At 59.5% G+C, this 24747-nt stretch carries 21 protein-coding genes; 16 read left to right on the top strand and 5 right to left on the bottom strand.

Annotated features, from left to right (window positions below; translation table 11 throughout):
* Positions 1-87: 87 nt before the first annotated feature.
* The 15 genes from ftsW (at position 88) to ACR0MV_RS10490 (ending at position 16598) form a co-directional block, all read left to right on the top strand.
* A complete protein-coding gene (gene ftsW, locus ACR0MV_RS10560; RefSeq protein WP_170422710.1) occupies positions 88-1251 on the top strand; it encodes a putative lipid II flippase FtsW in 1164 nt (387 codons plus the stop codon).
* On the top strand, positions 1251-2348 hold the full coding sequence (locus tag ACR0MV_RS10555) for a UDP-N-acetylglucosamine--N-acetylmuramyl-(pentapeptide) pyrophosphoryl-undecaprenol N-acetylglucosamine transferase (protein WP_480702093.1): 1098 nt from the start codon (positions 1251-1253) through the stop codon (positions 2346-2348). The genes ftsW and ACR0MV_RS10555 overlap by 1 nt, the downstream gene beginning before the upstream one ends.
* Positions 2345-3754, top strand: coding sequence for a UDP-N-acetylmuramate--L-alanine ligase (gene murC, locus ACR0MV_RS10550; protein ID WP_170422705.1), 1410 nt, complete (start codon positions 2345-2347; stop codon positions 3752-3754). Before ACR0MV_RS10555 ends, murC begins: the two co-directional genes overlap by 4 nt.
* A gap of 76 nt (positions 3755-3830) precedes the next feature.
* Complete coding sequence (locus tag ACR0MV_RS10545; protein WP_475204733.1) at positions 3831-4079, top strand: DUF2484 family protein; 249 nt, start codon at positions 3831-3833, stop codon at positions 4077-4079.
* Entirely contained in the window at positions 4076-4330 is a 255-nt protein-coding gene (locus tag ACR0MV_RS10540; RefSeq protein WP_475204732.1) for a DUF2484 family protein, read from the top strand. Before ACR0MV_RS10545 ends, ACR0MV_RS10540 begins: the two co-directional genes overlap by 4 nt.
* A gap of 45 nt (positions 4331-4375) precedes the next feature.
* A complete protein-coding gene (gene murB / locus ACR0MV_RS10535; protein WP_480702092.1) occupies positions 4376-5302 on the top strand; it encodes a UDP-N-acetylmuramate dehydrogenase in 927 nt (308 codons plus the stop codon).
* Positions 5303-5410: 108 nt separating this feature from the next.
* Entirely contained in the window at positions 5411-6328 is a 918-nt protein-coding gene (locus ACR0MV_RS10530; protein ID WP_480702091.1) for a D-alanine--D-alanine ligase, read from the top strand.
* Positions 6316-7311 (top strand): cell division protein FtsQ/DivIB, encoded by a 996-nt coding sequence (locus ACR0MV_RS10525; RefSeq protein WP_480702090.1) that lies wholly within the window; start codon positions 6316-6318, stop codon positions 7309-7311. Before ACR0MV_RS10530 ends, ACR0MV_RS10525 begins: the two co-directional genes overlap by 13 nt.
* 8 nt (positions 7312-7319) lie before the next feature.
* A complete protein-coding gene (ftsA, locus tag ACR0MV_RS10520) occupies positions 7320-8654 on the top strand; it encodes a cell division protein FtsA (RefSeq protein WP_058279582.1) in 1335 nt (444 codons plus the stop codon).
* The gene (locus ACR0MV_RS10515; RefSeq protein ID WP_480702089.1) at positions 8641-9054 is read left to right on the top strand and encodes a hypothetical protein; all 414 of its coding nucleotides are present in this window, start codon (positions 8641-8643) and stop codon (positions 9052-9054) included. The genes ftsA and ACR0MV_RS10515 overlap by 14 nt, the downstream gene beginning before the upstream one ends.
* A 349-nt stretch (positions 9055-9403) precedes the next feature.
* On the top strand, positions 9404-11023 hold the full coding sequence (gene ftsZ, locus ACR0MV_RS10510; RefSeq protein ID WP_480702088.1) for a cell division protein FtsZ: 1620 nt from the start codon (positions 9404-9406) through the stop codon (positions 11021-11023).
* Between the two features lie 213 nt (positions 11024-11236).
* Positions 11237-12157, top strand: coding sequence for a UDP-3-O-acyl-N-acetylglucosamine deacetylase (gene lpxC, locus ACR0MV_RS10505; protein WP_480702087.1), 921 nt, complete (start codon positions 11237-11239; stop codon positions 12155-12157).
* A 127-nt stretch (positions 12158-12284) separates the two neighbouring features.
* On the top strand, positions 12285-13127 hold the full coding sequence (locus tag ACR0MV_RS10500) for an outer membrane protein assembly factor BamD (protein WP_170422687.1): 843 nt from the start codon (positions 12285-12287) through the stop codon (positions 13125-13127).
* Positions 13128-13162: 35 nt separating this feature from the next.
* On the top strand, positions 13163-14812 hold the full coding sequence (gene recN, locus ACR0MV_RS10495; protein ID WP_480702086.1) for a DNA repair protein RecN: 1650 nt from the start codon (positions 13163-13165) through the stop codon (positions 14810-14812).
* A gap of 100 nt (positions 14813-14912) precedes the next feature.
* Positions 14913-16598: a chloride channel protein gene (locus ACR0MV_RS10490; RefSeq protein ID WP_170422683.1), complete on the top strand. Its 1686-nt coding sequence runs from the start codon at positions 14913-14915 to the stop codon at positions 16596-16598.
* On the opposite strand, the gene ACR0MV_RS10485 is transcribed toward ACR0MV_RS10490, so the two are convergent.
* Entirely contained in the window at positions 16595-17962 is a 1368-nt protein-coding gene (locus ACR0MV_RS10485; RefSeq protein ID WP_480702085.1) for a DUF3179 domain-containing protein, read from the bottom strand. The two genes, ACR0MV_RS10490 and ACR0MV_RS10485, sit on opposite strands and share 4 nt — an antisense overlap.
* 590 nt (positions 17963-18552) lie before the next feature.
* On the opposite strand from ACR0MV_RS10485, the gene ACR0MV_RS10480 reads away from it, so the two are divergent.
* Positions 18553-19878 carry a Rossmann-fold NAD(P)-binding domain-containing protein gene (locus tag ACR0MV_RS10480; protein ID WP_480702084.1) on the top strand — a complete coding sequence of 442 codons (1326 nt, stop codon included), beginning with the start codon at positions 18553-18555 and terminating at the stop codon, positions 19876-19878.
* A 14-nt stretch (positions 19879-19892) separates the two neighbouring features.
* On the opposite strand, the gene ACR0MV_RS10475 is transcribed toward ACR0MV_RS10480, so the two are convergent.
* The 4 genes from ACR0MV_RS10475 to ACR0MV_RS10460 form a co-directional block, all read right to left on the bottom strand.
* Complete coding sequence (locus ACR0MV_RS10475; protein WP_480702083.1) at positions 19893-20234, bottom strand: DUF427 domain-containing protein; 342 nt, start codon at positions 20232-20234, stop codon at positions 19893-19895.
* 64 nt (positions 20235-20298) lie between these two features.
* Positions 20299-22089, bottom strand: coding sequence for an aminopeptidase P family protein (locus ACR0MV_RS10470; RefSeq protein ID WP_480702082.1), 1791 nt, complete (start codon positions 22087-22089; stop codon positions 20299-20301).
* A gap of 70 nt (positions 22090-22159) precedes the next feature.
* The gene (gene cobT, locus ACR0MV_RS10465) at positions 22160-24037 is read right to left on the bottom strand and encodes a cobaltochelatase subunit CobT (protein WP_480702081.1); all 1878 of its coding nucleotides are present in this window, start codon (positions 24035-24037) and stop codon (positions 22160-22162) included.
* On the bottom strand, positions 24034-24735 hold the full coding sequence (locus ACR0MV_RS10460) for an aspartate/glutamate racemase family protein (protein ID WP_480702080.1): 702 nt from the start codon (positions 24733-24735) through the stop codon (positions 24034-24036). Before ACR0MV_RS10460 ends, cobT begins: the two co-directional genes overlap by 4 nt.
* Between the last annotated feature and the right edge of the window lie 12 nt (positions 24736-24747).

The following is a 24747-nucleotide window of genomic DNA, read 5'->3' as shown; positions in this document are numbered from 1 at the left end:
CCACTAGCCCAAACGCAAAAATCCCTGTAGACTCTCAAACAGATCCCGAAAAAGGGACGTTAACGAGGCAGAGAGTGGCGGTATCTCATGACTGAGATGGTGTATGGCGCGGTCCAGGACCAGCGCGGTGAACCGATTCTTCCGAAATGGTGGCGGACGATTGATCGTTGGACGATGTCCTGCGTTCTGATCCTGTTTGTCATCGGGTTGTTGCTGGGGCTGGCATCCTCACCGCCATTGGCCAGTCGAAACGGCTTTGATCCGTTCCATTATGTCGAGCGTCAGGCGCTGTTCGGCGGATTGGCGCTGATTGCGATGCTGCTGACCTCGATGATGTCGCCGACGCTGGTGCGACGTCTGGCAGTGCTGGGTTTTCTGGGCGCGTTTGTGGCGTTGGCCTTCCTGCCGGTCTTCGGGACGGATTTCGGAAAAGGGGCTGTGCGCTGGTACTCTCTGGGTTTTGCCTCGTTGCAGCCGTCCGAGTTTCTGAAACCCGGCTTCGTCGTTGTGGCCGCATGGCTGTTGGCTGCCTCGCAAGAGATTAATGGCCCTCCGGGACGGCTGTGGTCCTTTGCGCTGTGCATGGCGATTGTCGCGATGCTGGTGCTGCAGCCGGACTTTGGGCAGGCCTGTCTGATCCTGTTTGGCTGGGGCGTGATGTATTTTGTGGCCGGTGCGCCGATGCTGTTGCTGGTTGGCATGGCTGGTGTTGTCGTTCTGGCCGGAATGTTTGCCTATTCGAACTCGGAACACTTTGCCCGTCGGATTGACGGGTTCCTGAATCAAGAGGTCGATCCGACCACGCAGCTTGGCTATGCCACGAATGCCATCCGCGAAGGTGGGTTGTTCGGCGTCGGCGTGGGTGAGGGGCAGGTGAAGTGGTCTCTGCCCGATGCCCATACGGATTTCATCATCGCGGTCGCGGCCGAGGAATATGGCCTGATCCTGGTGCTGATCATTATCGCGCTTTACGCTTTGATCGTTGTGCGTTCGCTCCTGCGGCTGATGCGTGAACGCGATATGTTCATCCGTTTGGCAGGCACCGGTCTGGCCTGCATGTTTGGCGTTCAGGCGATGATTAACATGGGTGTTGCGGTGCGGCTGCTGCCAGCCAAGGGTATGACCTTGCCGTTTGTCAGCTACGGCGGTTCGTCCCTGATTGCGGGCGGTATCGCCGTTGGCATGCTGCTGGCCTTCACCCGAAGCCGCCCTCAGGGCGAACTTGGCGATATTCTGCGCGGAAGAGGATAATGGGGAAACCTTACCTGTTGATTGCGGCTGGCGGCACCGGGGGCCATATGTTCCCGGCGCAGGCGCTGGCCGAAGCAATGCTGCAAAAAGGCTGGCGCGTGCGCTTGTCCACGGATGAACGCGGCGCGCGCTATACCGGAGCCTTTCCGCAAACAGTTGAAATTGTCGAGGTCGCCTCGGCCACATTCGCGCGGGGCGGCTTGGCCGCTAAGGCTCTGGTCGGGCCGAAGATCGCGGGTGGTGTCACCAGTATGGCGATCCAGATGATGCGGGATAGGCCGGATGTGGTGGTGGGTTTTGGCGGTTACCCGTCGATCCCGGCGCTGGGTGCAGCGACAATGCTGAGTATTCCCCGCATGATCCACGAACAAAACGGTGTTCTGGGGCGCGTCAATCAGTTGTTCGCGAAGCGTGTGGCGCAGGTCGCCTGTGGGGTTTGGCCGACCGATCTGCCTGAGGGTGCGCAAGGTATTCATACAGGAAACCCGGTTCGCGCTGCCGTTCTGGAACGAGCCGCTGCGGGGTATATCCCGCCGGGCGATTATCCAATGTCGGTTCTGGTGATGGGCGGCTCGCAAGGTGCTCGGATCCTCAGCGATGTCGTTCCCGGTGCCATTGCCGCATTGCCCGACAACCTGCGCCAGCATATCCGCGTGGCCCATCAGGCCCGCGACGAGGATGGCGAGCGGGTGACCGCATTCTATGCCGATCATGGCATCCGCGCCGAGGTGCTGCCCTTCTTCGATGATGTGCCCCGCCGTATGTCTGACGCGCAGCTTGTGATCAGCCGATCCGGTGCATCCAGCGTCGCCGATATCTCGGTCATTGGGCGACCCTCGATCCTCATTCCCTTTGCCGCTGCGGCGGGCGATCACCAGACCGCAAATGCGCGTGGGCTGGTTCAGGCGGGCGGGGCGATCCTGATCCCCGAAAACGCACTTGACGTCCCCGCGCTGACCGAGCAAATCACCGCAGTTCTGACAAACCCCGAAGCCGCGCAAAAGATGGCCCATGCCGCCCTCTCGACCGGTGCCCCCGACGCGACCGAGCGTCTGGTGGCCCTTGTAGAAAACCTGGCGCAGAAGGAGACCACATGAATCCAGCAACCAAACTGCCGCAAGACGTAGGGCCGATCCACTTTGTTGGGATCGGCGGGATCGGGATGTCGGGAATTGCCGAGGTGCTGTTGAACCTTGGCTACCGGGTTCAGGGGTCCGACCTGAAAGCGTCCAAGATCACCGACCGTTTGGCGAGCCTTGGTGCTGAGATCTTTGTAGGTCAACGGGCTGAAAACCTTGAGAACGCAGCCGTGGTCGTGGTCTCGACTGCGATCAAACCGGGCAACCCCGAGCTGGATGGGGCTCGCGCGCAGGGCCTGCCTGTGGTGCGCCGCGCCGACATGCTGGCCGAGCTGATGCGCCTGAAGTCAAATATCGCCATCGCAGGCACACACGGAAAAACTACGACGACGACCATGATGGCCGAGCTGATGGTGGCCGGAGACTTTGATCCGACCGTTATCAACGGCGGTATCATCCATGCCTATGGCTCGAACGCGCGGATGGGGCAGGGCGAGTGGATGGTGGTTGAGGCGGACGAATCCGACGGTTCGTTCAACCGCCTGCCCGCGACGATCGCCATTGTCACCAACATCGACCCCGAACACATGGAGCACTGGGGCGATTTCGACAAATTGCGTGATGGCTTCTACGAATTCGTCTCGAACCTGCCGTTCTACGGTCTGGCCGTCTGCTGTACGGACCATGCCGAAGTGCAGACACTGGTAGGCCGCATCTCGGACCGTCGGGTGCGCACTTATGGGTTCAACGCACAGGCAGATGTGCGAGCAATGAACCTGACCTACAAAGGCGGAGTGGCGCATTTCGATATCCATCTGCAGTACGAAGACACGGTGATCGAAGGCTGCACTCTTCCGATGCCCGGTGACCACAATGTGTCTAACGCATTGTCTGCGGTGGCGGTTGCCCGTCATCTGGGGATGAAGGCGTCGGAAATCCGCGATGCGTTGGCCAATTTCGGTGGCGTGAACCGTCGCTTCACTAAGGTCGGAGAGGTCGATGGCGTCACCATTATCGACGATTACGGACATCACCCGGTCGAGATTGCAGCAGTGCTGAAAGCCGCGCGTCAGGCGACCGATGGCCGCGTCATCGCCGTGCACCAGCCACACCGCTATTCGCGCCTGTCCAACCTGTTTGATGATTTCTGTACCTGTTTCAATGACGCTGACGTTGTCGCCATCGCCGAGGTTTTCGCCGCCGGGGAGGACCCGATCGAAGGCGCATCCCGCGATGATCTGGTTCAGGGGCTGATCCGTCACGGCCATCGCCACGCGCGCGCTTTGCTGGACGAAAACGATCTGGAGCGTCTTGTCCGCGAACAGGCCCGCCCCGGGGACATGGTTGTCTGCCTGGGGGCCGGTACGATTAGCGCTTGGGCCAACGGGTTGCCCGAACGGCTGCAGCACAAGCAGGCCGTTTGACCGAGTGGACACTCTTACAGCGCAACTCTAAAGTGTGATGTTGCAGTTGCAGAAATGATCGTCCTCGGAGGGGCAATTGGTTTATTCAGTGCTTTTTGCGGGCCTATGGGTCCTGGCCTCGACCGTCGTGGCCATGTTGCCGATGCGTCTGCAATTTCCACCGGGCGTTGTCCTTTTTGTCTCAGCGCCGGCGCTTATCGTTTGGCTGGGTCATGACTTTGGCTGGTTCTATTCGGTGCTGGCCTTCGCGGCTTTTGCCTCGATGTTCCGCAATCCGATCCGTTACTACTGGCGGCGCTGGACCGGGCAGGAGGTCGAGCAATGAACTGGTCGATCGCTTTGGCCGCGCTGTGGGGCATTGCCGCAAACGTTCTGGCGATGATTCCCAGTAAGGACAACCACTGGACCCGTGCCTACATTCTGATCGCAATTGGCATACCAATCCTAGGTTATGTCACTTTGCAGAACGGCCCATGGATTGGGCTGCTTGTCCTTGCCATGGGTATGTCTGTGCTGCGCTGGCCGGTGATTTACCTTGGTCGGTGGGTGCGCAGGTTCATGGGCTCTGCGCAATAAAGGATGCCGCTTGCGTTACCTCTCTGAATCCGCGATCTAGCCAACATGACAGCACTTCCCACACCGCGCGGCAAACTCACCGAGAGCCGCTCTCTGAATGATTTGACATGGCTGCGTGTCGGCGGCCCGGCAGACTACCTGTTTCAGCCTGCGGATACCGAAGACCTGCAAGCGTTTCTGCGCGATCTGCCCACTGACGTTCCGGTCTTTCCCATGGGGGTCGGGTCAAACCTGATCGTGCGCGACGGGGGCCTGCGCGCAGTGGTGATCCGGCTGGGTCGCGGGTTCAACGGGATCTCGGTCGAGGGCAACACCGTGACCGCAGGCGCGGCGGCGCTGGATGCGCATGTGGCGCGCAAGGCGGCGGATGCGGGGGTGGACCTGACCTTTCTGCGCACCATTCCCGGCTCCATCGGCGGTGCAGTGCGGATGAATGCGGGCTGCTATGGCAGCTACACGGCGGATGTGCTGCGCAAGGCGACCATCGTGACCCGGCAGGGCAAGGTGGTCGACCTGACGCCGCAGGATCTGAACTTTCGCTATCGCCAGTCCGACCTGCCCGAGGGCGCGGTGCTGATCTCGGCGACTTTCGAAGGCCCCTCGGGCGACCCTGCCGAGCTGCACGCAAGGATGTCGGCGCAATTGCAAAAACGCGATGAAACCCAGCCGACCAAAGATCGCAGCGCTGGGTCTACCTTCCGCAATCCGGCGGGGTTTTCTTCGACCGGGCGGGCGGATGATGTGCATGACCTCAAGGCGTGGAAGGTCATCGACGATGCGGGCATGCGCGGGGCCACAAAAGGCGGCGCGCAGATGAGCCCGAAACATTCGAATTTCCTGATCAATACCGGTGACGCCACCGCCGCCGACCTAGAAGGGCTGGGCGAAGAGGTGCGAAAAAAGGTTTACGAAACAAGCGGCATCACGCTAGAATGGGAAATCATGCGGGTCGGTGATCCGCTGACAGAATAAAGCCGTAACCGTCAGACCATAACAGGCAAATTCAGGCGACGGATCAAAGGCATAAACGCAGTACGGACCACCACATAAGGTCCGGGGACATTGAGGCGCACATTGGGAATGTCGAGCAGGACAAACCCCAAAGTGGCGGTATTGATGGGTGGACCCTCGGCGGAACGCGAGGTGTCTCTCAGCTCTGGGCGCGAATGCGCGGCCGCCCTTGTGGGAGAAGGCTTTGAAGTGGTTGAACTGGACGCAGGTCCAGACCTCTATGCGCGCCTTTTAGACATCAAACCAGACGTAGTGTTCAACGCCCTGCATGGCCGCTGGGGCGAGGATGGCTGTGTGCAGGGTCTGCTGGAGTGGATGCGTATACCTTACACGCATTCCGGCGTTTTGGCCTCGGCCCTTGCCATGGACAAGCAGCGTAGCAAAGAGGTCTATGAGGCCGTCGGCCTGCCCATCGTGCCCAGCATGATTGTCCCCAAGGTCGAAGTGGTCGAAGTTCACGTGATGGAGCCGCCTTATGTGGCCAAGCCCAACAACGAGGGCTCAAGCGTCGGAATTTACATCGTACACGAGGGTTCCAACGGCCCGCCGCAATTGTCCGAGGAAATGCCCGATCAGGTAATGGTCGAGAAATATGTCGCGGGGCGCGAACTGACTGTAACGGTAATGAACAACCGCGCCCTGACCGTGACCGAGATCATGACGGATGGCGGCTGGTACGACTATGACGCCAAATACAAGCCGGGCGGGTCATGGCACGTTCTGCCTGCCGATATTCCGGCCGAGATTTTTGACCGCTGCATGGATTACGCGGTACGCGCCCATGATGCATTGGGTTGCAAAGGCGTCAGCCGCACCGATTTTCGCTGGGATGACAGTATGGGCGCCGAGGGGTTGTTCCTGCTGGAAACCAATACACAGCCTGGCATGACGCCGACATCACTGGTGCCAGAACAGGCCGCGCATCTGGGGATGACATTCGGACAGCTCTGCGCTTGGATGGTGGAGGACGCCTCATGCGACCGATGAAGGCCACGCGCGCGCCCGTCGTGCACCGTCCCAAGCCGCTATCCGGTCCCGATGCTGATTTCGCATCCGGCGCTCGGACAGGGGCCGAGCCCAAGCTGCGTTTGCGCGGGGTGTTCAATCGCAAAAGCGACCGGTTCGATCCGGCCCCGTCGCGCCTCAGCTACCGTTTGCAGCGGTGGATGCTGACGCCGGGAATTCGGCGCGGATTGAAGATCGGTTTGCCGATATTGGCGGTTTGTGCGGCAGTTGGCATTTATTTTGGCGCACAGGAACGGCGCGACGCCGTTGTCGCCTACGTAATGGACATCAAGACCTCGATCCAGCAGCGCCCGGAATTCATGGTCAATCTGATGGCGATCGATGGGGCAGGAACCAACCTGTCCGAGGATATTCGCGAAGTTGTTCCGTTGGATTTCCCTATCAGTTCGTGGGATCTGGATGTTGAGCAGATCCGGGACACGATCACGGGGCTGAACCCCGTGAAATCCGCCACGGTGCGGGTGCGCCCCGGCGGCATCCTGCAAGTGGACGTGGTCGAGCGCCAGCCTGTCATTGTATGGCGGACGCGCAATGGGATCGAACTGCTGGACGAAACCGGCGCGCATGTGAAGCGCATCTCGTCGCGCAAGGATCACGCCAATCTGCCTTTGATCGCCGGCAAAGGCGCAGATGGCCATGTCGGCGAGGCGCTGGCGCTGCTGACCACAGCCCGCAGTTTGGGTGGTCGCGTGCGAGGTTTAGTACGCATTGGCGAACGCCGCTGGGACCTGGTGCTGGATCGCGGCCAACGCATCATGTTGCCAACAGAGCGCCCAGTTCGCGCGTTGGAACGTGTGCTGGCGGTAAATGAGGTGCAAGACCTGTTGGAACGCGATGTCGCCGTCGTCGATATGCGCCTTGGACAACGTCCGACAATCAGAATGACCAAAGCTGCCAGCGAAGACTGGTGGAATACAAAAGTGAACGTGAGTAGCGAGCAGTAACGACCATGATGACCGATCTCTATCAGTCCCAGCGGGCCATGCGGCAGATGCGTAGACAGGCGATGCAGCGCGGCGTTGTCGCCATTCTGGACGTGGGAAGCTCTAAGATTGCCTGCCTTGTACTGCGCTTCGACGGGACCGGTCGCCTGAGCGAGGACAACACCATCGGCTCGATGGCTGGCCAGACAGGGTTCCGGGTGATCGGTGCGGCGACGACGCGGTCGCGCGGCGTGCAGTTTGGCGAAGTCACCGCCATGCAGGAGACCGAGCGCGCCATCCGCACCGCTCTGCAGGCGGCGCAGAAAATGGCCGATATCCGGGTCGATCATGTCATCGCGAGTTTCTCGGGTGCCAACCCACGGTCTTATGGTCTGGATGCGCAGGTCGATCTGGAAGGTCAGGTCGTGACCGAGGCCGAAGTGGGCCGCGTCCTGAACGCCTGCGACGTGCCTGACTATGGGGCAGGGCGTGAAGTGCTACATGCACAGCCCGTGAATTTTGCGCTGGACAACCGGTCGGGTCTGATCGACCCACGCGGTCAGATGGGGCAAAGTCTGGCGGTCGACATGCACATGCTGACCGTTGACGCGACGGCGATCCAGAACATCGTGCGCTGTATCAAGCGTTGCGATCTCGAGTTGGCAGGCATCGCAAACTCGGCCTATGTGTCCGGCGTTTCCGCACTGGTCGAGGACGAGCAGGAGTTGGGTGCCGCCTGTATCGATATGGGTGGCGGCACGACGAGCGTGTCGATCTTCATGAAAAAGCACATGATCTATGCTGATTGCGTGCGCATGGGCGGCGATCATGTAACCTCGGACATTTCGATGGGTCTTGGCATCCCGGCCTCGGTGGCCGAACGGATCAAGACGTTTAACGGCGGTGTCCATGCAACCGGCGCCGACGATCGTGACCTGATCGACATTGGCGGAGATACGGGCGACTGGGAACACGACCGCCGCACCGTCAGCCGTGCCGAGCTAATTGGAATTATGCGCCCCCGCGTCGAAGAGATTCTGGAAGAGGTGCGCGTTCGCCTGGATGCAGCCGGGTTCGAGCATATGCCCAGTCAGCAGATTGTGCTGACCGGTGGCGGCAGTCAGATCATGGGGTTGGACGGCCTCGCCACGCGTATCCTTGGTCAGCGTGTGCGCCTGGGGCGTCCGCTGCGCGTGCACGGCTTGCCGCAATCGGCGACAGGACCGGGGTTCTCGTCCGCTGTAGGGCTCAGCCTTTTCGCAGCGCACCCGCAGGATGAATGGTGGGATTTCGAGATTCCAGTGGACACCTACGCTGCGCGTCCGTTCAAACGTGCGGTACGCTGGTTCCGTGACAATTGGTAAAGCGGTGGTCGTCGCGGCGCTGATCCTGGCACCGCTCACTGCCCAGGCGCAGACCCGCATCACGCCCGAGGCGTTCCTGAATGCGGTCCAGGGCAAAACCGTCATGTTCCACGACTACCCCACGGGCGAGCTTGTGGGCACCGAAGAGTTCCTGAGCCCCACGCTATCGATCTGGCGGATGGTGGGGCGTGGGTGCGTTTACGGGCAGATCACCACGCCGAATGGCCAAATATGTTTCCTTTATGATGATGACACGGATGGCATTCCGGTTTGCTGGTGGCCTTTCTTGCACGAAGACCGCCTGATGGTCCGGTTGGCGACATTTGCCAGCACTGAGATTCAAGAAGTACGCAGCATTACCGAGGACGGTTTGAACTGCCCAAGTACCCCGATTAGTTAAAGAAATGGGTTGCGGCCAGCGCGTTTATCCCGCAAGATATCCACATGGCCCGCAAGAGGCCCGCGGCAGGACCTGAGCAGTTTTCCGCAGTTTGACAGTTTAGCGAGTCCTTTGGGTGAAGCGTCGGTTGATAGCTGCGCGCAAATCGCCTGTTTTGTGCTACATTGAGTTCTTTCCGCAACATCTGGCAGCGTATGCGAAATACTGCCGGTCAGCGCCTTATTTCCTCCATATTTTGTGGAATCGCGCGATTTTTGGCGTGACGTTTGCCGTTTCGAACGGTAGGATTGGTGAAGGATAGGTAAGAAAAACACCGCTTTGGCGGGTCAAAAAAACAGGCGGACAGAGCATGACATTAAATCTTTCGATGCCCGGGCACGACGAACTGAAGCCTCGGATTACGGTATTTGGCGTTGGTGGTGCAGGCGGCAACGCTGTCAACAACATGATTGAGAAACAGCTGGATGGCGTCGATTTCGTAGTCGCCAACACAGATGCACAGGCGCTGCAGCAAAGTCAGTCCTCTGCTCGGGTTCAGCTGGGTGTCAAAGTCACCGAAGGTCTGGGGGCAGGGGCCCGTCCGACCGTGGGTGCCGCAGCTGCCGAAGAAAGCATCGAACAGATCGTGGATCACCTTGCGGGTGCGCATATGTGCTTCATCACTGCCGGTATGGGCGGCGGCACAGGCACCGGTGCGGCTCCGATCATCGCGCAGGCCGCGCGTGAACTGGGCGTTCTGACCGTTGGTGTCGTGACCAAACCTTTCCAGTTCGAAGGTGCCAAGCGCATGCGCCAGGCCGAAGATGGCGTTGAGATGCTGCAAAAGGTCGTCGACACACTGATCATCATTCCGAACCAGAACCTGTTCCGCCTGGCCAACGAAAAAACCACCTTCACCGAGGCGTTCTCGATGGCAGATGACGTTCTGTATCAGGGCGTTAAAGGTGTCACGGACCTGATGGTTCGTCCGGGTCTGATCAACCTCGACTTTGCCGATGTTCGCGCCGTGATGGACGAGATGGGCAAAGCGATGATGGGCACAGGCGAGGCCACCGGCGAAGATCGCGCGGTTCAAGCGGCCGAGAAGGCGATCGCCAACCCGCTGTTGGACGAAATCAGCCTCAAAGGCGCGAAGGGTGTTCTGATCAACATCACGGGTTCGCACGACCTGACCCTGTTCGAACTGGACGAAGCCGCGAACCGCATCCGCGAGGAAGTGGATCCCGAGGCGAACATCATTGTCGGATCGACCCTAGATACAGCAATGGAAGGCGGCATGCGTGTGTCGGTCGTCGCAACCGGTATCGACGCTAGCGAAAAAACCGAGGACGTGCCGGTCGCGCGCCGTTCGATGTCGGCACCGCTGACACGCACGGTATCCGCTGAAGAGCCGGCGCAAGAAGAAGCGCCGGTCGCTGCGGAGGTCGCTGAACCAGCACCGCAAACCGAAGTGAACCGTGAGCCGTCTCTGTTTGAGGCCCCTCAGGAGCCTGCGCAACCTCAGTTCCAGCCGCGTGCGGAACAGGATGACGATGGCTTGCCGCCTCCGGCCTACCAGCCGCGCGTTGCCGAATTTGAGCCGACCCCCGAACCGGTTGAGCCTGCGCCCGAGAACTACGTCGCGCCGCAGCCTCAACCGGCAGCGGGAACGCCGTCACCCGAGGCGCTGCAGCGCCTGCAGGCCGCGGTTCAGAACGTCCCAGCGTCCGAGCGCAGCCCTTCGATGGTTCGTCCTGCGGCACCTCAGCAAGCTCCTGCACCGCAGGAAGAGGGCCATGATCGCCCCCGGTTTGGTTTCAATCGTCTCATCGATCGGATGACCGGTCATGCGGCGGACACACCGGCCCAGCCGCCCCGTCAGCAGCCCGTTTTGCGCCAATCTGACGCTACGGCACCTGCACGGGAAGAGGCCGACCCCGAGCAGGACCGGATCGAAATCCCTGCCTTTTTGCGGCGTCAGGCGAACTGATCGCGGTAACAAAATGATTGCAAAGGGTCGCCAAATGGCGGCCCTTTTCTTTTGATTTACAGTTATTTAATGGGGTGTAAGCAGGGATTTGCCGATCTGTTACATACATGTTTCATTCGGTTACAAAGAGTGAGTTGAGCCTTGACGCCTGCTTCCTTAACTGAGTGTCCAACACGGCCCGCTCAGGTCGGACACCACTCATCGAGGTTCAGTTTGCAACATACGCTCAAATCTCCGGTCACGTTTAAAGGCGTCGGGCTGCACAGCGGCAAGCCTGCGACGATGGTCCTGAAACCGGCAGCTGCCGGTCACGGCATCTGGTTCAAGCGGACGGATATCGAGCTGGGCAACGCCCTCATTCCTGCGATTTACGACGTTGTAGAGCGCACCCCGCTTTGCACCCGATTGGTCAATGACGCGGACGTGTCAGTTTCTACGGTCGAACACATCATGGCCGCGCTTGCCGGTTGCGGTGTCCACAACGCTCTGATCGAAATCGACGGATCCGAAGTTCCGATCATGGATGGGTCGTCGATCGATTTCGTGCGCGGTATCGTTTCCAAGGGTGTGCGCCGTCAAGCCAGCCCGGTCCTAGCGTACGAAGTTCTGAAACCGGTCACCGCCACACGCGAGGGCGCAAGCGCATCAATTGCACCCGCAGACGGTCTGATCATCGATTTCCACATCGACTTTGAAGACAGCGCCATCGGCAGCCAGACCAAACGTCTGGACATGCGCAACGGTTCCTTTGCGCGTGAGCTTTCCGATTGCCGGACATTCTGCCGTCGCACAGACGTTGAAGCGATGCGCGAAAACGGTCTCGCCTTGGGTGGGACGCTGGAAAATGCGGTCGTTGTTCAGGGTGACGAAGTCCTGACGCCGGGCGGTTTCCGCCACGCAGATGAAGCCGTGCGCCACAAGATGCTGGACGCTTTGGGAGACCTTTATCTGGCGGGTGGACCGATTCTTGGTCACTTCACTGGGGACAAGTCAGGTCACGCTATGACGAACACGCTGCTGCGCAAATTGTTCGAAACGCCCGGCGCGGTGCGTCCGATCCTGTGCACACCCGAACAGGCTGCGCGTCTGCCGGGGCAGGGGCTGGTCTGGGACGAAATCCCGGAAGTCGCCTGATTGGATCAACTCTGACGACAATTCTGCCATTGGGCGCATAAGGCGTTTTGCACCGGAATTATATGTGCTAGACCATGGCCTAATCCGGGGCATAACCCCGTCAAGTAATACGACAAGGATAGGCGGAATGGTTGGCACCAAAGCGGCAGTCAGATTCGCAAGCGCGATTCTTCTGACAGCAGTTTTGACGGCGTGCGCTGGGAAAGGCGCAGACCGCGATCAGAACCTGGAAGGGTTCACCCCCGAACAGATTTTCACGCGTGGCGAGTTTGAGCTGTCGCAGAATCGTTCGGACGATGCGGCGTGGTATTTCTCTGAGGTCGAACGCCTGTATCCCTATTCCGATTGGGCTAAGCGCGCGCTGATCATGCAGGCCTTCTCGTATCATGCAGACAGGAATTACGAAGAAAGCCGTGCTGCAGCACAGCGATACATCGATTTCTACCCTGCAGACGAAGACGCAGCATATGCGCAGTACCTTCTGGCGCTCAGCTACTATGACCAGATTGACGAGGTCGGGCGCGATCAGGGGCTGACCTTTCAGGCGCTGCAATCCTTGCGCACCGTGATCGAGGTTTATCCCGACAGTGAGTACGCGACCTCGGCGGTTTTGAAGTTCGATCTGGCCTTCGACCATCTGGCTGGCAAAGAGATGGAGATCGGGCGCTATTATCTGCGTCAGGATCACTATCCTGCGGCGATAAACCGGTTCCGGGTCGTGGTCGAAGACTTCCAGACCACCTCGCATACAGCCGAAGCTCTGTATCGCCTGATCGAGGCCTACCTTGCCTTGGGTCTGGTGGACGAGGCGCAATCGGCCGGGGCTATTCTGGGATATAACTACCAGTCGTCCGAATGGTACGATGCAGGCTACAAACTGTTGACGTCGCGCGGGCTGGATCTGAAGAGCCGCGGCAACAACTGGCTCAGCACGATCTACCGCCAGACGATCAAGGGTGAGTGGTTGTAATCGCCATGGCCAAAGGGGTGGGACGCTAAGACCCGATGCTGCGCGCCCTCGATATCCGCGACATGCTGATCATCGACCGGCTGGAACTGACGTTTCAGCCGGGCTTGAATGCTTTGACCGGTGAAACTGGGGCGGGCAAGTCGATCCTTTTGGATTCTCTGGGGTTCGTTTTGGGCTGGCGCGGTCGGGCCGAGCTGGTGCGCCAGGGGGCTGCGCAAGGTGAAGTGGTGGCCGAGTTCGAGCTGCACTTAGACCACCCGGCCCATGCAATTCTGGCCGAGGCAGGCCTGCCTGGTGGAGAGGAATTGATCCTGCGTCGTGTGAATACGGCCGAGGGACGAAAAACAGCCTGGGTCAATGACCGCCGCTGTTCTGGCGAGGTGCTGCGTGCGCTGTCCGAGACCTTGATCGAGCTGCACGGCCAGCATGATGATCGCGGATTGCTGAACCCGCGTGGCCACCGGGCCATGCTGGACGATTATGCCGGGGTCGAGGACCGTCTGGCCAAGGTGCGATCGGCTTGGTCCGAAATGTCGCGTGCACGAAAGGCGCTTGCGAAAACCGAAGAAACCCTCGCGACGATGCGCGCGGAGGAAGAGTTTCTGCGGCACTCGGTTTCCGAACTGGACAAGCTTGATCCGCAGCCGGGCGAGGACGCGGAACTGGATGCCCGCCGCCGCATGATGCAGGGGGCCGAACGCATCCGCAACGATGTCGCCCGCGCCTTCACCCTAATGGGCGGGGACGGGGCCGAGGGCGCCATGGCGGACGCCGTGCGCTGGCTTGAGGGTGTTTCGGACAATGCGGGCGGCCAGTTGGAAGAGCCAATTGCGGCCCTTGGACGTGCGCTGATTGAACTGGGCGAGGCGCAGGACGGGGTCAACGCATGCTTACAGGCCTTGGATTTTAACCCGGCGGAATTGGAGCAGGCCGAAGAACGCCTGTTTGCCATCCGCGCACTGGCCCGAAAGCACGATGTTGCGCCCGACGAATTGGGTTCCTTTGCAGACACGTTGCGGGACCGCCTGAACCGGTTGGATGCCGGGGACGCAGATTTGGCGGATCAACGTGCCGCCGTAGAAGCAGCACAATCGGCTTATGACGCCGCCGCAGCGAGTTTGAGCGCTGCGCGACAAAAAGCGGCCGGGCAGTTGGATGCCGCGGTTATGGCCGAACTCGCTCCGCTCAAGATGGAGCGCGCGGTGTTCCGAACCGAGATTGCCTCTGCGGATGCTGGTCCGGAAGGGATCGACGCCGTGGCCTTCACCGTCGCGACCAATCCTGGTGCACCGTCAGGACCACTGAACAAGATCGCCTCGGGTGGTGAACTCAGCCGCTTTCTGCTGGCGCTTAAGGTTTGTCTGGCCGGGGATGACAGCGCTCGCACGATGATTTTTGATGAGATCGACCGTGGCGTCGGTGGTGCGACCGCTGATGCGGTCGGTCGGCGACTGGCCGCTCTGGCACAGGGCGGGCAGGTTTTGGTCGTAACGCATTCGCCGCAAGTGGCAGCCCGCGCGGCACATCACTGGCGGGTACAGAAACAGGTCATAGATGGACAAACGCTGTCCACCGTTGTGCCGCTGGCCGATCCTGACCGTGTGGACGAAATCGCGCGCATGGTCGCAGGCGACACCATTACCGACGAAGCCCGCGCCGCCGCTCGGGCCCTGTTGGACGCCTGAGGCTTTTCTGCCGCTTTCCGATAATCAAACCGTCGCGATCTCACTTTTATCAGGGCGCTCCGTGGCTTACTAAGGGGAAAGACGTGATCCCCGAGGGCCAATGACCCAATCAACCCGCACTGTTCTGCGCAACCAGCTGAATCAGGCTCTGGCCGCGATTAAGGACGCTTGGCGGGTAATGCTGAGGCGTGGACCCAGCCAGATACAGTTCTGGTTCATCGCGCTGGCCATTGGTATTGCCGCTGGTTTCATGGCGCTGGGGTTCCGCAAAGCGATCCGGTCATTGCAGGCCTATGTCTATGACACGGATGATATATTGCTGCTGCACAGCCACGCTGAAAAGCTGCCTTGGTTCCTCATTCTGATCATTCCCATCATCGGCGGCCTGATCGTTGGGGTCATCTTGCACAAGTTCACGGACGATGGCCGCGTACGGTCTGTTGCGGACGTGATCGAAGGGGCCGCGCTGACAGATGGCCGGGTCGAAGGGAAGGCGGGTATCGCGTCCTTCTTTGCCTCGCTCATTACACTCAGCACGGGTGGATCGACGGGGCGAGAGGGGCCGGTGGTGCATATGGCCGGAGTGATCTCGACATGGGTCAGCAACCGAATCCACGCCGATGGGATCACAGGGCGCGATCTGTTGGGCTGCGCTGTTGCGGCGGCTGTATCAGCCAGCTTCAACTCACCCATTGCGGGGGCTCTGTTCGCGCTTGAGGTCGTGCTGCGCCACTTCGCTGTGCACGCCTTTGCACCCATCGTTATTGCCTCGGTCGCGGGGACCGTGATCAACCGGTTGGAATATGGCGACGTGACCGAGTTTGTGCTGGATACGCCGGGCTCGCTGCAATTCTACGTGGAATTGCCTGCCTTTCTGATCCTCGGGTTGATCTGTGGTCTGGTCTCGCTGCTGCTGATGCGGTCGATCTTTTTTGCCGAGGATATCGGCAACCATATCCAAAACCGGCTTGCTCTGCCGCGTTGGCTGCGCCCGGCGGTTTCGGGCGCGATGCTGGGGCTGCTGGCGATCTGGTTCCCGCACATTATCGGTGTGGGGTATGAGACGACGATCCGTGCCCTGACTGGTGACCTGACCCTGACGTTTGCCATCTTGTTCGCCGTGATCAAAACGGTCGCCGTCGCGATCACCATGGGTGGGCGCATGGGGGGCGGAGTGTTTTCGCCCTCGCTGATGATCGGAGCATTAACGGGGCTGGCCTTTGGTTTGATTGCGACCGGACTGCTGCCGGATGTGTCGGGCACCCACACGCTCTATGCATTTGCAGGGATGGGCGCAGTGGCTGCTGCCGTTCTGGGGGCGCCGATTTCGACAACGATGATCGTCTTTGAATTGACCGGAGACTGGCAGATTGGTCTGGCCGTGATGGTGTCGGTCTCGATGTCGACGGCGTTGGCTTCGCGGCTTGTGGACCGGTCATTCTTCCTGACGCAGTTGGAACGCCGAAACGTACATCTGGCAGCCGGGCCGCAAGCCTACCTTCTGGCCATGCTGCGCGCAGGGGCTGTAATGCGGCCACTTGGCGACCCTCGCTCGATCACCGAAGAGCAGGCGAACGAGCTTATCGAGCAGGGAATGTGTGTCGCAGCCAGCGCCACGCTGGAGGCCGCGATGCCGTATTTCGACCGTGACGATATACCGTGTATTCCGGTTGTTGTCGTAAAGCCGGACGGCACCGAAAAGCCGGTTGGCGCGCTTTACCATATCGATGCGCTTAAGGCGTACAACAGAGCGCTGGCTGCCACTGCGGCCGAGGAGCACTCCTAACGTCGATAGACTGTGGCGGCGTCACCCAAGTAGTTGTCCCACGCAAACCAGTAAGAGATGTGGCCTGCAACTCGGGGCATTTCCGCGCCATTCGGTCCGATCAGGGCTTCTTCGGTCAGGGTCCACTTTTGGCCTGCCTCATCAATCAGGCTGCCGTCTGCGGCGGTAAATTTGTGTGCCCCTCGCTCATAGGCCCGCACTGCGCGTTTGTCTGCATTGCCGATCAAAACCAGCGGCCTGTTGGCAATCGCATCGTTGATGACCCGGGCCCGTTTGAAAGCATCAAGCGGCCAAGCTCGGGCCGCGCCGAATTGCCGGATAGCGAACACATAGTCTTTTTGCTGATGGCGCGACTGATCCACAAGGGCAGGGAACATCAATTCGGGCGATGCAAAATACTCTTGATACACCACTCCGGAACCATAGTTCCGGCGGTGCCCGGTATTGCGGGACAGAACCTGAGTTTTGGAATGAGACGCTTTCCAGCTTTGCCACGTGGTGATGACAACAGGACGTTGTTTAAGCTCGATGCCGCTGTTCACAAGCGGACCCACGACCGGTTTGCCGGTGTATTGGTTCCAAAGAGAGTGCGTCTGCCGGTCGAACATCAGCTTGTTCGAGCGATACAGAAATCCGGATGAGCCAAAGACGAATGGTTTCTGACGGCCCGACACCTGCGTTTCAAACAGGATGCCCGAGCCGCATAGTGTGCAATAGGCCAATGCGACCGGAACACCGCCGATCACCTCGTTGAACATCTCATGCCAACCCATGATCCGCAGCGGATAGGCGCGTTCATCCCCGTTGATTGATACGCCAAAAACCAGATCGTCGTCTTTCAGATAGTCCGCCCGCGCGGCCGGGATCAGCGCCGGGTTATCCAGCGATGGGATACCGTCTTTGCGCACACCGCCCCAGGCGATCTCCTCCAGTCGGATCTTCATCCGGTCGCGTTGCAGATACTCGGGCTTCAGAAACACGTCAAAGTTGGCGTCGATCCCTAGCAGGACCTCGCGCTTGAACGGGATCAGCGAGGGGTGCGGGATAGTCTGAGGGTTCCGTTCCTGCCAGAGCATCCAGTCGAACCAATCAGTCCCGATGGTCTGCCCAGTCAGATCGCGCATCACCTGTGCGATTTCATCGCCGCGCCGCCGGGCAAATCGCATGCCGGTCAGAAGGGCCGGAACGACGTCCGGATTGCCTCGCTTTCGCAGGAAGGCCATGCCCTTTTCGAACTCTGTTGCGCTGCCAAACAAGGTCGAGCGTACGGCTTCAAGAACTGGATCCTGCTGAGCTGAAAGCGCGCCGGGCAGAATCAGCCCGACCCCAACGGATCCTGCAAAACGACGGCGGGTAAGTGACATGGCACCCTCTGGATGATGACTGCGGACAGTGTGCACCCATGGTGGATCAAATGCATGCAACAGCCGCGTGAGTACATTGTGAGCACCGCACGAAGTTGTGAAACTGGGGAATTTCCCCGAAGTTGCTCGGTGCAAATGCGCGTAAACCAGTATTTCTTGGCGGGTTTTTGCCTGTGAAACCTCACCCCCAATGCTGGTGCGAAACCAGCACGTTTTCTGCGATTTCTTGATCCAAACGCGGGTTTTTCGTTAATATCGGTTAATATTGCCGCGAACGACCGAAATTTCCGAAGTGACATGCCACGCCTTTTTTTGGCTTTGGAGCTTGGCGAAATTCGTGAAACTTGAACGACATAACGGCATTGAATTATTTTTGAACTGGAACTTTCGTTAACGGAGGCACTAAGAAATGCGATTTTTGCATCCCGCTTTCCGTTCATTTTATTTTTTGCAAGAGTTTGCCGCACCTGTGCACGCAAGCAGGATTTCCCAAATCAAACACTTTTTTATGTTTTCATGCTTCGCAGGCAGAGCTCGATTTGTGACCGATGGGTCCTTTCAGCGGTGGATGGCGGGCAAAGGTTTTTATCATGCAAGTATTTGATGTCGCACTGATTGGTGCGGGCCCTGCTGGTTACGCTGCTCTGACCGCCATGCGCGGCTTTTCCGGCTCGGTCGTGGTTGTAACTGGTGCGGCGTCCGAGCCCAGCAAAGGTGGCCCGGCCAAGATTGTCTCGGTTGCGTATGAGCGGCAACAACCGGCCTGTCTGGCCGAGCGCACGGATGTATCCGGCGACGCGCCTCCGATGTTTGTCGCGGCAGAGATAGGTGGGCTTGCCAACTACTGGGGCAAACAACTGCAAGTCTATGACAGTGACGATCCTTGGGGGCAGGGGGATTTCCTTCGATCCTGGGCCGAGTACAAAGGCGCATGCGACGCTGTGCAAGGCGACCTGCACGTGATTGGCGGCGTCCGCAAAGAACAGTTGGACGACGGGCTTGAACAAAGCGCGCCACGCCTCTTGGTCGGAACCAAGGATGAACCGGATAGTGGCCTGAGGGCGATGGCGCAGGCCGTTGAAAACCGCCTGTCGGAAATCGCTCAGATTGAGGTGCGCGCGGGTCGGGTTCAACGGATCGAGAACGATAAGCAATCTGTCAGCCTGTCACTGGACGACGGCACGCAGATTCGGGCGCGGCGCGTTTTTCTGGCCGCCGGTGTTCTGGGCACCGCGACCTTGCTGGCGCGCAGCCTGCCGCAGGTTGCCGAGATCGGATTTTTGGACCACGCGCCTTATACCATCAATTGTCTTGGGCTTGGCCGCGCGCTGGGGTCGCCACGAGATTACATGAACCGAGGCAATTTCAACGCCCTGACGCTCAAACAAAGGCATGAAGGGCGTTGCGATATGTTCGCGTCTGTCTATGCCGTGTCACAAGCGCCGGTCAGTCTGGTGACAACGACCCTGGGCTTGGGGCCGCGTCTGCGCGGATGGCGTATGGGGCGCTTCATTGATTTTGTCCAGCCGGTGCGTATTTGGACGCGCAAGACAAATGTTCAGTTTCGCTATCGGCCGGATCAGGGGCCAATTGAGGCAACAAACGTGTCTGATCCCGATCAGGATGAGGCTCTGCAAGGCCTTTTGCGCTGGCTCGCGTCACATCGCGTGCGCCACAATCTGGGCATCACCGCGCCGGGGCAAGGGTTTCACTATCACAACCTGACATTGGGCACCGAGAAAGCGCCCGTGGATCAAGCCGTTGAGACAGCTTTTCAAGGCCGTGTACGGGTTGTCGATGCCTCTTGCCTGTCCGAGATCGGATGCCAACCACATACGCTGACATCCATGGCACAGGCCTATGGGCGGGTGCGTCGCGATATGGCGCTTGCTGAACGGGTCAGAGAGGCCATCTGAACGCCAAGCGGCCCTTAAATCTGTTCGACTTTTACGGAATCCACTCGGTAGAAGGCCACATAGCCTTTGATCTCGGCAACAACCGGGATCGGGTCCTCATAGCTCCAGGCCGCGTTTTCGGTTACCGAGGACTTGTTGACGATCGAGAAATGCGTCGCATCGCCTTTATGCGGGCAATGTGTGACCTTGTCGGTCTGATCCAGAAACGCCATGCCGATATCCGCACGTGGGAAATAGATCACCGGTTCCAGATCACCTTCCAGCAGCTCCAGTGCATTCACGCTCTCTCCAAGGACAGCGCCTCCGGAACGAACGCTCCATTTGCCGGGTGCTTTGCGGATAGTTATCTCGGTCATCTCGTCGGTTCCCTTGTCTTACTTTCGGATCACTCCTCTGCACAGTTTATGTGACAGTTCAGTGTCAGATGGGTGCAGTTGCGGCATCCAACCACAGTTGAGCGTCAACGCCCAGTCTTGGGCGCAGTTTTTCCGCAACGTCGCTGTGATAGGCGTTCAGCCAGTCGCGTTCGTCTGCCGTCAGCATATCAACAACAATCAACCGCCGATCAATCGGGACAAAGGTGAGTGTGCGCCAGTTCAGCATCGCGCGCTCGGGGTCTGCAGTCGCCAGAGACGGGGCATCCTGCACGACCACAAGATTCTCGATCCGAATGCCAAAGGCACCTTCGCGATAGTAACCGGGTTCATTGGACAGGATCATGCCAGGCTCAAGAGGCACGTGACTGACTTTGGACAGACGTTGCGGCCCTTCGTGGACGCTCAGATACGCACCAACACCGTGGCCTACCCCATGATTGAAATCCTGCCCGGCAGCCCATAGGGGGACGCGCGCGATGCACTCAATGTCGCGCCCGGCCAGACCGGCGGGCCAGCGCAGAACGGACATATTGATCATGCCTTTCAACACGCGGGTAAAGCAGGCCTTTTCTTCGTCGCCCACATTGCCGATGGCTATGGTGCGGGTGATGTCGGTGGTGCCGTCCAGATATTGTCCGCCGCTGTCGAGAACCAGCAAATGCCCATTCTCCAAAACGCTGTCGGTCTCGTCTGTGACACGGTAGTGCATGATCGCCCCGTTGGGACCAGTACCCGCAATCGTGTCGAACGAGATGTTCTGCAGCGCATTGTCCCGACGCCGGTTTTCTTCCAGTTGCGTGACCACCTGCACTTCGGTCAGAGTGCCGGGGGTTTGCGCGTCCAGCCAACACAGCGTTTCAATGACGGCTGCGGCATCGCGCAAATGCGCCTCGGCGCTGCCAGCAATTTCGGCTGCGTTCTTGCGGGCTTTGGGCAGGGCGCAGGGATCTCCGCCGGCTCGCATCTTATCGCCCAACACGTCCGCAACGGCTTGGGGCAGCGTACCCGGATCGACCTGAACAGCGCCTTGCAACTCGGCGACCGCGTCAAGAAACGCCGCAGGATCGTGAACCTGCACGCCTTCGCCCAGATGATTCCGCACGTCGGTCAGCTTCTGTTCGGCCATAAACAGGTCGACGTGTCCATCCGCATGCAGAATAGCAAAACCATGGGCAACAGGATTGTACCCGATGTCCGAGCCGCGAATGTTCAGCAGCCACATGATCGAGTCGGGTAGCGTTATGACAGCTGCGCTGCACCCGTTCTGTTTCAGATCATTCGCCAGCCGCTGGATTTTGCTTTCGGCCGCTTCCCCCGCGAATTCGATCGGATGGGATTTGACCGGGTTCATCGGCGGAGCGGGTTGATCGGGCCATACCCGATCGACCAGGTTTTCGCTGCGCACCAGTTCGATACCGGTTCCGTCCAGCTCTTTCAGCACGGCAGAGATTTGCCCGGTCGCGTGCAGCCAAGGGTCAAACCCAACCTTGCCACCGTTCGGCAGCTGCTGTTTGAGCCAGGCGCTCAGGCTGATTTCGGGCCAGTCGACCGGGGTGAAATCCTTTGCCACCTGTGCTTTGACTTGCGTGCGATAGCGGCCATCTACGAACACGCCAGCGATACCGGTCAAAGCCACGCAGAACCCGGCCGATCCGGTGAATCCGGTCAGCCAAGCAAGACGCGCATCGCGTGGGGCCACATACTCACCCTGATGAGCGTCCGCGCGCGGGATCAGGAATCCGTCCAACCCTTCGCGGGCAATCTCGGCCCGCAGCGCAGCCAGTCGAGGCGGGCCCTGTTCCGGGCGCGCGGTGACTTCGAAGGACTGAAACATGAGACACCTCTTGGAATAGGGGCTAGGCCCTTCATTTTTGGTAAAGACTGGAGGCGGAGGCAAGGCCAGCTTAGCTGGCCTTTTTCATCCCCATCACGCGTGCACGGGCACGGGGATCGCTGTCGAACAGCGCCGCCAGTTGCTCGGTCATGGCACCTGCCAGCTGTTCTACATCCGTGATTGTTACCGCGCGGTCATAGTAGCGGGTCACGTCGTGGCCGATCCCGATGGCCAGCAGTTCGACCATCTTGCGCTTTTCGACCATGGCGATCACATCGCGCAGGTGCTTTTCCAGATAGTTCGCTGGGTTCACGCTGAGCGTTGAGTCATCGACCGGCGCACCATCCGATATCACCATCAGAATCTTGCGCTGCTCGCGCCGCGCCAACATTCGACGATGCGCCCATTCCAACGCCTCGCCATCGATGTTTTCCTTCAGCAGGCCCTCTTTCATCATCAACCCCAGATTGGGTCGCGCACGGCGCCAAGGCGCATCAGCGCCCTTGTAGATGATGTGGCGCAGATCGTTCAGACGTCCGGGCTGCTGCGGGCGGCCATCGTTCAGCCACGCCTCGCGCGCCTGACCGCCTTTCCACGCCCGAGTGGTAAAGCCCAGAATTTCGACCTTCACGTTACAACGTTCCAGCGTCCGGGCCAGAACGTCGGCACAGATTGCCGCGATGGAAATGGGTCGCCCGCGCATCGAGCCCGAGTTGTCCAGCAACAGGGTCACGACCGTATCGCGGAACTCGGTATCTTTCTCGACCTTGAAGCTAAGCGGAGTGGTCGGGTTCGCCACAACACGCGCAAGGCGGCCTGCGTCCAGGATGCCTTCTTCACGGTCGAATTCCCAACTGCGGTTCTGCTGAGCCTGCAACCGGCGCTGCAGTTTGTTGGCCAGTCGGCTGACTGCACCTTTCAGCGGCTCTAGCTGTTGATCCAGGTAGGCTCGCAAACGCTCCAGCTCTGCAGGTTCCGCCAGATCCTCGGCCAGAATTTCTTCGTCATAGGTGTTCAGATAGACTTTGTAGTCCGGATCGGCCTCGGATGCAGGCGGTGGGGCAGGCGGCTCCAGCGGAGCTTCGCCTTCGGGCATCTCGGCCTCGTCGCCCATCTCTTCATCGGCCATCTCGTCCATCGAGACCTGAGCCTGAGACTGGTCCTGCTGCTCTTCCTGAGTTTGCTCAGGCGTGGCGTCGGCGTCCTGTTCGTCCTGATCGTCTTGACCGGTGCTGTCGGGATCAGGTTGCTCTTCGGCGTCGTCTTCGGCCTGATCTTCCTGATCCTCGTCCAGCTCATCGGGGTCATCGCCCAACTGGTCGCCATAGCCCAGATCTTTGATCATCTGGCGTGCGAATTTCGCGAACTCCGCTTGGTCCGACAGGATATCCTGCAGGTTCTCCAACGTTCCGCCAGCCTGTTCCTCGATGAAGCCACGCCACAGGTTCATGATGTTTTCGGCAGCAGGTGGCAGATCGCGTCCGGTCGCCAAATGGCGGATCAGATACCCCGCAGCAACCGAAAGCGGCGCGTCGGCAGGTTGTTTGCACTGGTCATAGCCACGGCGCAACGCTTCGTGCCCGATTTTGACGTCGATGTTGCTGGCGGTGCCGGGCATGTCCCGCGCGCCCATCGCCTCGCATCGCGCGACCTCCATCGCTTCGTACAAGTCCCGCGCCATGTCGCCCGGAGGGGCATAGCGCGCATGGGTCGCGTCGTCATGGTACTTGCGCTGCAACGCCAGAGCATCAGCCGTTCCGCGCGCCAGCAGGACCTCTTCGCGGGTCATACGGCGGCTGACCTGCGGCAAACGCATCGACTCGCCGGTCATACCCGAAGGGTCGACCGTGTAGGTCACCGACAGCTCGGGATCGTCGGCCATAACCTTGGTGGCTTCGGCCAAGGCCTTTTTGAACGGATCGGCGGGATTGTCGTTTGGTTTACTCATCTATCCGCCTCTGCTTTTTCCAACGTCCATTCATCACTTGCCAGACGTGCCAAAACATCCACATGCACATCCAGCGCGTCAACAACGGTATAGCCCGGTTCCTGCCCATCAAAGGCAAGGTTCAGGTCAGTTCCGGCCAACACGATTGCATCTGCATTCAAATCATTCACCATCCGGCGGCCTGCGTCCAGAAACAGTGCGCGATCCCGTTCTGTGCAAACCCCGGCGACCGCCATATCCTGGTAGGTCTGTCCCAGCCCTTCAATCTCTTCTTCCAGCGCAACGGCCCGTGTCCGAGCCAACTGACCATAGAGTTTGGTTCGCATCACAACTTGCGTTCCCAGTAGTCCAACCGTGTTCAGTCCCCGTGATGCGAAATACGCGTCCATGGGCTTTACAGCCGAAACAAGCGGCAAAGCGGACAGCGGGACAGTTTCCTCATAACAGAAATGTCCACCCAACGACGTGATAGCTGCACAATCTGCGCCCACGGATTTCAGCCGCTCAATAAGTTTAGCGTAAACCCGCGCCTGAGCTTCCCGTTCATCCGACAGATTGTTGCGGATCAACTCCTGTACGTCCGCGTTCACAATGGTCAGTTCCAACGGCTGTCCACGTGCTGCCATAGCCGCACTCAGCCGCTGATAATACACCACCGTTGCAGCAACACCGATTCCGCCAATCAATCCGATATGCACGGCGGACCTCCT

It is taken from the genome of Ruegeria sp. BC3 (assembly GCF_056539265.1).
The sequence above is the reverse complement of the archived record's forward strand: the minus strand, read 5'-3'. Positions and strand labels throughout refer to the sequence as shown.

Coding starts and splice junctions, on each gene's coding strand:
- ACR0MV_RS10555 (WP_480702093.1), top strand. CDS start 1,251: ATGGGGAAACCTTACCTGTTGATTGCGGCTGGCGGCACCGGGGGCCAT.
- ACR0MV_RS10540 (WP_475204732.1), top strand. CDS start 4,076: ATGAACTGGTCGATCGCTTTGGCCGCGCTGTGGGGCATTGCCGCAAAC.
- ftsZ (WP_480702088.1), top strand. CDS start 9,404: ATGACATTAAATCTTTCGATGCCCGGGCACGACGAACTGAAGCCTCGG.
- ACR0MV_RS10470 (WP_480702082.1), bottom strand. CDS start 22,089: ATGTTTCAGTCCTTCGAAGTCACCGCGCGCCCGGAACAGGGCCCGCCT.
- ACR0MV_RS10475 (WP_480702083.1), bottom strand. CDS start 20,234: ATGACCGAGATAACTATCCGCAAAGCACCCGGCAAATGGAGCGTTCGT.
- ftsW (WP_170422710.1), top strand. CDS start 88: ATGACTGAGATGGTGTATGGCGCGGTCCAGGACCAGCGCGGTGAACCG.
- ftsA (WP_058279582.1), top strand. CDS start 7,320: ATGACCGATCTCTATCAGTCCCAGCGGGCCATGCGGCAGATGCGTAGA.
- ACR0MV_RS10485 (WP_480702085.1), bottom strand. CDS start 17,962: ATGTCACTTACCCGCCGTCGTTTTGCAGGATCCGTTGGGGTCGGGCTG.
- recN (WP_480702086.1), top strand. CDS start 13,163: ATGCTGCGCGCCCTCGATATCCGCGACATGCTGATCATCGACCGGCTG.
- ACR0MV_RS10500 (WP_170422687.1), top strand. CDS start 12,285: ATGGTTGGCACCAAAGCGGCAGTCAGATTCGCAAGCGCGATTCTTCTG.
- murC (WP_170422705.1), top strand. CDS start 2,345: ATGAATCCAGCAACCAAACTGCCGCAAGACGTAGGGCCGATCCACTTT.
- cobT (WP_480702081.1), bottom strand. CDS start 24,037: ATGAGTAAACCAAACGACAATCCCGCCGATCCGTTCAAAAAGGCCTTG.
- ACR0MV_RS10530 (WP_480702091.1), top strand. CDS start 5,411: ATGTCGAGCAGGACAAACCCCAAAGTGGCGGTATTGATGGGTGGACCC.
- murB (WP_480702092.1), top strand. CDS start 4,376: ATGACAGCACTTCCCACACCGCGCGGCAAACTCACCGAGAGCCGCTCT.
- ACR0MV_RS10480 (WP_480702084.1), top strand. CDS start 18,553: ATGCAAGTATTTGATGTCGCACTGATTGGTGCGGGCCCTGCTGGTTAC.
- ACR0MV_RS10525 (WP_480702090.1), top strand. CDS start 6,316: ATGCGACCGATGAAGGCCACGCGCGCGCCCGTCGTGCACCGTCCCAAG.
- ACR0MV_RS10490 (WP_170422683.1), top strand. CDS start 14,913: ATGACCCAATCAACCCGCACTGTTCTGCGCAACCAGCTGAATCAGGCT.